Here is a 6,724-nt window from a genome sequence, read left to right as displayed (position 1 = left end):
ACCGCGTTTACAAGAATTACGATCCGCGCGCAAAGCTGATGCGCGAAACGTGCCACGAAGTGCTGAACGAACTGGGCCTGCACGACGACCCGCTGTTCAAGCTCGCAATGGCGCTCGAAAAGATCGCGCTGGAAGACGAGTACTTCGTGTCGCGCAAGCTGTACCCGAACGTCGATTTCTATTCGGGCATCGTGCAGCGCGCGCTGGGCATTCCGACCGCGATGTTCACGTGTATCTTCGCGATGGCGCGCACCGTCGGCTGGATCGCGCAGTGGAACGAGATGATCGCCGATCCCGAGCAGAAGATCGGCCGCCCGCGTCAGCTCTTCATCGGCGAAACGTCGCGTGAAGCAAAGCCGATCGCGCAGCGCAAGGGTTGATCCACAGTCAGGTTTGCTTTTGAACGCCGCTATCCGCGGCAGCATGTGAAAGCGCAGGCGCCGCTCCCGCAAGAGGGGAGCGGCGCCTGTTTTCATTTGAAGCGGCGAATCGAAGAGGGGATCAGAAGGACGACGAACCAATCTCATCGCGTTCGCGCCGTACGCGACAGAAAGCTGCTGCATGCGCCGCAGCGGGGCATTTGCACGAACCGACAGCACGACCCGTGCCATCTGCGCCGCGCATGGAGGGGCCGCAGCCCTTGCATGAAAATTTCATGAAGAATCGGGGCACTGGGCGCAGTATCCTCTGTCCTATTCGCTCGAACCTTCTACAATCGGAACGAAGCCACTAGCACACAGGAGCAAGCTGATGCAGGATCCAGAAGCACTCGGCGGGCTGACCCATCAGGGCGGCGTGGACTACCACGGCGAGGAGGTCGATGGCGCATTCATCGCGCCCGAAAACCTGAACATCGCGAGCGCGACCCAGCACGTGCTGAAGTCGGGCGGCACGTTCATCGTCAACGATCCCCTCGGCGATGTCACCGGCCACGACGACGGCCTGTTCGTCAACGACACCCGCGTGCTGTCGCAACTGCGCCTGACTTTCGGCGGGCGCGCGCCATCGCTGCTGTCGGGCAGCGTCAGCAGCGACAACACCTCATTCACCGCGCATCTGACCAACCGTCCGCTGCCGCCGCTCGGCGGCGACAGCACGCCGGAGGGCGTGATTCACGTCGAACGCGTGCGCGTGCTGTCGCGCACGGTGTTGAACGAAGCGATCGAATTGACCAACTACGGCACGACGGACGCTGTCGTGCCGCTGTCGATCTCGTTCGCGGGCGACTTTCGCGACATGTTCGAAGTGCGCGGCCTGAGGCGCGCGAAGCAGGGCACCGTCGAAGCGCCGCGCGTGCACAAGAACGAAGTGCTGCTCGGCTATGTCGGCCTCGACGATGTCGCGCGCCGCGTGCGCGTCGCATTCTCGCCGATGCCCGACAAGCTGCTTGCGGACCGCGCTGATTACACGATCAAGCTGCCCGCGCAGGCGTGTGTGTCGATCTATCTGTCCGTCGCGGTGCAGGTCGAGGCGCACAAGGGCGCGCCCGATGTCGACGTGCCGCAATCGACGCACACCGTCACCGAGCTGCACGTGTCGCAGATCGACGCGGCGCGTCCGCGCGTCGGGCGCGCGGCGGTGCGCGCCGCGCTCGTCGACGCGCACCTCGTCATGCGCGAACGGCGCCGCGCATCGGCGCGGGTGCGCTCCAGCAATCCGCTGTTCAACGCGTGGATCGACCGCTCGCAGGCGGACCTCAACCTGCTGACGACGGACCTCGCGACGGGGCCGTATCCGTACGCGGGCATTCCGTGGTTCTCGACGCCGTTCGGGCGTGACGCCGTCATCACGTCGTTGCAGGTGCTCTGGCTGCAACCGGGCCTCGCGCGCGGCGTGCTGCGTTTTCTCGCCGAGCATCAGGCGAAAGAAGACTCGGCGTTCCGCGATGCCGCCGTCGGTAAGATCATGCACGAAATGCGCCGCAGCGAAATGGCGGCGACGGGCGAAGTGCCGTTCGCGCTGTATTACGGCGGTGTCGATACGACGCCGCTGTTCATCGTGCTCGCGGGTGCGTATGTCGCGCGCACGGGCGACACGAAGCTCGTCGATGAATTGTGGCCCGCGCTCGAACGCGCGGCGAAGTGGGTGGCGGGCGTGTGCGACCGCAACCGCCATGGTCTGCTCGACTATCAGCGCGCGTCGCATAGCGGGCTTGCAAATCAGGGCTGGAAGGACAGCCATGATTCCGTCTTTCACGCTGACGGGCGCTTCCCCGAAGGGCCGATCGCGCTCGTCGAGGTGCAGGCGTATGCGAGCGCGGCGTTCGACACGATGGCGCAGTTCGCGCTGATGCGCGGCCTTTCCGACGACGCCGCGCGCTATACGCAGCGCGCGACGGCGATTCGCGCGTGTGTCGAGGAAAAGTACTGGATGGACGACGCGAGCTTCTACGGCATCGCGCTCGACGGCAAGGGTGAACTGTGCCGCGTGCTGGCGTCGAACGCAGGCCATCTGCTGGCGTTCGGCCTGCCGTCGCGCGCACGCGGCGAGGCCGTGGCGCAGGCGCTCGAATCGGCGCTCTTCCACACGGGCTGGGGCGTGCGCACGCTGGCGGCGGGCCAGCCGCGTTTCAATCCGATGGCGTATCACAACGGCTCCGTCTGGCCGCACGACAACGCGCTTTGCGCGCGCGGCCTCGCTCGCTACGGCGGCAAGGCGGCGGCCGTGCGGCTGTTGCAGGCGCTGTTCGAGGCCGCCGTCAATTTCGACATGCGCTTGCCGGAGCTCTTTTGCGGCTTTCCGCGCCGCCGCGGCGAGCCGCCGACGGCCTATCCCGTCGCGTGTCTGCCGCAGGCATGGGCAGCCGGGTCGCCTTTCATGATGCTCGAGGCGTGCCTCGGCATGACGATCGACGCAGCGCGGCGCGAAGTGCTGATCGAGCAGCCCATGCTGCCCGAAGGCATCGACTGGATCGAGATCGGCGATCTGCGTGTCGGCGATGCGTCGGTATCGGTCACGTTCAGGCGCGTCGCCGGCAAGGTCGTGGCGTCGGCGGAGCAGGGCGATGTGCGGGTGATCGCGCTGCTGTAAGCGGGCGCGCTTCGATCAACGTTCGAAGGAGCCCGCCTATGGCGCGCAACGAATATGTCGTGTTCAAGGGCGCGCTGAAGCTCGGCGTGCCCTTTCTCAGCGGCTATCAAGGCGACCCGCATTATGTGATCGTCGTCGACGACGCGAAAGGCGGCGAGTTCAGGATCGTCACGAACGTGAAGTCCGACAGCTCGCTTACGGGCGCCGCTGGTTACCTCGTGCTGTATTCGTGGAACCCGTATTTCGATCATCCGATGGTGACGGATCTCGCGAGCTTGCCGGCAGGCCTTGCACGCGCTGGCTTTCCGAAGCTCGATTACGTGCACGATCGGCGTCTCGTCGATCTCACGACGATGCGTCCGATCACGCTCGACACGGGCAGCGAGCACAACGACATCAATGCCCTCGTCAACGCAATGCTGCAACTGGATATGTCGGCGGCGCCCGTCGACTATCGGTATCCGGGCAAGAGCGGCAGCGACATGCGGCGCGCCTGGAAGCCCGCGAAGCCCGTCACGGTGTACGGCTTCGGGTTCCTGTTCGAGCCGGGCGAGGACGGCTTGCACGAGACGCATATGAACCAGGGCAATCCGAAGCCGCAACCGGGCAGCCGCGTGAGGGATCATTCGTCGGAAAACGGCACGTTTCAGGACGGCGCGGTGATCGTCGAAGTGGATGGACGGTTCCAGGCGCTGTTCGTGGCGTTCCAGACCCAGCTCGTGCCGACCGATAGCCGGGGCTGGCCGATACCGGGCAAGTCGCATCCGATTCTCGACTAATGTCGAACCGCGCGGACGCGGTGCTAAGCTTGCAAAAGCATTCAACGATTTTTAAGGGCGGCGTCAAGCCCGTGCCGGTATTCGTCCGATGTCTGCCGGCTCTGGCCGCGGCCCGTGGGAGAAGCTCATGGCGGCTCGCTCGATTGCATCGTTGTCCCTCTCGTTCGGCCTCGTGTCGATTCCCGTCAGACTGTATTCCGCGACGGAAAGCTCATCCGATGTGCGCTTCAACCTGCTCGCGCCCGATGGCTCCCGCGTGAAGCAGCAATACATCTCGGAGTCGACGGGGGCCGTCGTCGAGCGCTCGACGATGAAAAAGGGCTACGAGTTCGAGAAAGGCCGATTCGTCGTATTTACGGCCGACGAGCTGAAAGCGCTGGAAGAAAGCGCGAGCCATGTCGTCGAGATCGTCGCGTTCATTCCCGAGAAGTCGGTCGATCCCATCTACTACGACAAGGCGTACTACATCGCGCCCGATAAGCGCGGCGGCAAGCCGTACAGCCTGCTGCAACAGGCGCTCGCGGAAAGCGGCCGCTGCGCGCTGGCGAAATGGGCGTTCAAGGGTAAAACCCGCATTGTTCAGGTGAGACCATCCGACGACGGGCTGGTCTTCCAGCAACTGTTGTTCGCCGACGAGGTGCGATCGATCAAGGAGCTCAATATCGAGCACGTCCCCGTGTCCGACTCCGAATTGAAGCTCGCGATGCAGATCATCGAGCAAGGCGCCGAGGACAATTACAACCCTGCCGCTTACGAGGATGAAGAGAAAAAGCGCATCCTCGCCGCCATCGACAGGAAGATCGAGGGCAGGCAGGTCATTTCGGCCGAACGCGCGGATGTGCCGGAGCCGGGCGGCGAAGTCATCGATCTGATGGACGCCTTGCGCGCGAGCTTGCGCGGCAGCGCCAAGGCCAAGCCCGCCACGACGCAGAAGCGCAAGAGCGCTGAGCCCGTGACCGACATCGCCGAAGCGCCGAGGACGCGCAAGCCCGCGGCGCGCGCGGCGAAAGCGCCCGCTCAGGCGCCTGCCGAGGCGCCCACCAAGGTTCGGGCGCGCAAGTGACGCGGGCCGATGCGGCGCATAGCCTGACGATGCGCGATTTGCAGTCGATGCTGCGCGTATCGCGGCGCGTCATTTCGGGACTCGTCGAAGCGGGCTTTGTGATGCCGGCGCGCGGGCCGCGCAATACGCTGCGCTTCACGTTTCAGGACGTGGTGCTGCTGAGGACCGCGCTACAGTTGCGGGCGTCGAGCATTGCGCCGCGAAAGATCGTCCAGGCGCTCGCGCGGCTCAGGTCCGAATTGCCGGACGAACTGCCGCTGTCGGGCATTCGCGTGACGGCCGTGGGCAGTGAAATCGCAGTGAGGACAGGCCCTTCGCAATGGGACGCGATCACGGGGCAGCATCTGCTGGACTTCGAGGTCGCCGAGATCAAGGGAGATGTCGTTTTTCTCGAGTCGTCGCCCGCGACGAAGGATGCCGCACGTCAGGCGGAAGAATGGTACGACCTCGGCGGACAGTTGATGAGCGCCGACCTGAAGGGCGCCGAGCAGGCGTACCGCAAGGCGATCGCGCTTTCGAACGAACCCTTTTATGCCGCGTACGTCGACCTGGGCGCGTTGCTGTGCGAAAGCGAAGGGCGCGCTGAAGACGCGCTGCGCGTATTCGACGAGGCACTGTCCCATTTCCCCGACGATGCCGTGCTGCATTTCAACCGGGCCGTCGCGCTCGAAGGGCTCGATCGGCTCGCGCAAGCGGAGCGCAGCTACGAGCGTTGTCTCGAACTCGATCCGTCGTATGCCGACGCCCACCACAACCTCGCGATGCTGCTCGAAAGCCTTGGCGACAAGCAAGGATTATTGCGGCATCTTAATGCATATCGGCGATTGACGAGCTAGGGACAGGTCATGCATCGCTGCCGCGATTTTCCTGCATCCGTCGATTTGGCGAACACGGAAACTGGCGTAGACTTTCCGCTTACGCACGCGAAACCGGGTGCGACGACGCGGTTGTGGCGGCCGCGTTGCGCGCCATGCGCGCAGGTTGTGTTCTGTGCATCAGCACGCACGTATTGAATACAGGACGAACAGAATCGAGGTCCATAAGCCATGCTGAAACCCGAATTTGACGACGCGGACAGCGCGCGTCCCGAACTGCTTTGCTACCTCGTCGCGATTGCGGCGGCGTCGTATGCGCTCACACAGGAATGGCGTGTGGACCACGTCGTCGAATGCTGCCGCAGTTGGCTCAGGAAAAACGACGTGAAAATGGCGTGGCTCGACCGCGTGAAGATCGGCCAACTCGCGCTGAAGATCGCGAGCCGGGACTTGCTGGACGCAGGTATCGCCGTGCGTCTATCCAGCGTCAATGCGCTCTTTACGAGCGAAATGGAACTGAACGAAGCCAGCACCATGGTGCAACGGATGATGTCCTTGTGCCAGGAGGCGCTTTAAGCCGCGCGAGATTAAACGGATTATCAACACTGTGTTGCAACTTCGATAGCTGACCGCGAAACGCCGCCGATTCATACTTGTCGGCTGTTTGAACGCAGAGGTCGCTGTGAAAGTTATCGGAGGAAATCTTGCCTCGACGGATCATGCTGATCTGACCAAGCGAGGCCTGGCAGGCGTGATGCGAAGCCGCTTCGCGCGCGCGGTTTTGTTCGCCGTCGCGCCGCTGCTGATGCACGCTTGCGCCAACTCGGGCACCGTCGCGGAACAAGGCAGTCGGGGCCGGTACTCGCTTCACGCGAGTGCCGCGGGTGGCAGCACGGCCTGGGCGAGGTCTCACAAGGCAGTCGTGCAAAGGGCCAGCGACTTCTGCGCGCAACGCGGTCAAATGCTGAGCGTCGTGTCGGAGTCGTCCACGGGTGTCAGGGCGCTCGAAAGACACGAGGCCGAACTCACATTTGAAT

The 6,724-nt window shown here is 63.9% G+C and carries 6 protein-coding genes; all 6 read left to right on the top strand.

Translation table 11 applies throughout. The features are described from left to right. A partial coding sequence (locus tag J8I87_RS39230) for a citrate/2-methylcitrate synthase (RefSeq protein ID WP_280923145.1) occupies window positions 1-380 on the top strand: 380 nt, incomplete at its 5' end. 370 nt (window positions 381-750) lie between these two features. Beyond that, window positions 751-3,030 (top strand): amylo-alpha-1,6-glucosidase, encoded by a 2,280-nt coding sequence (locus J8I87_RS39225; protein WP_209937793.1) that lies wholly within the window; start codon window positions 751-753, stop codon window positions 3,028-3,030. A gap of 38 nt (window positions 3,031-3,068) precedes the next feature. Beyond that, complete coding sequence (locus tag J8I87_RS39220; protein WP_209937792.1) at window positions 3,069-3,809, top strand: DUF2278 family protein; 741 nt, start codon at window positions 3,069-3,071, stop codon at window positions 3,807-3,809. A 127-nt stretch (window positions 3,810-3,936) separates the two neighbouring features. After that, complete coding sequence (locus J8I87_RS39215; protein WP_209937791.1) at window positions 3,937-4,872, top strand: Ku protein; 936 nt, start codon at window positions 3,937-3,939, stop codon at window positions 4,870-4,872. Next, on the top strand, window positions 4,869-5,708 hold the full coding sequence (locus tag J8I87_RS39210) for a tetratricopeptide repeat protein (protein ID WP_209937789.1): 840 nt from the start codon (window positions 4,869-4,871) through the stop codon (window positions 5,706-5,708). The genes J8I87_RS39215 and J8I87_RS39210 overlap by 4 nt, the downstream gene beginning before the upstream one ends. Window positions 5,709-5,918: 210 nt before the next feature. Then, the gene (locus J8I87_RS39205) at window positions 5,919-6,263 is read left to right on the top strand and encodes a hypothetical protein (protein WP_209937788.1); all 345 of its coding nucleotides are present in this window, start codon (window positions 5,919-5,921) and stop codon (window positions 6,261-6,263) included. Window positions 6,264-6,724: the final 461 nt, after the last annotated feature.

The organism is Paraburkholderia sp. LEh10, from assembly GCF_017814945.1.
Classification (GTDB): Bacteria; Pseudomonadota; Gammaproteobacteria; order Burkholderiales; family Burkholderiaceae; genus Paraburkholderia.
The sequence above is the reverse complement of the archived record's forward strand: the minus strand, read 5'-3'. Positions and strand labels throughout refer to the sequence as shown.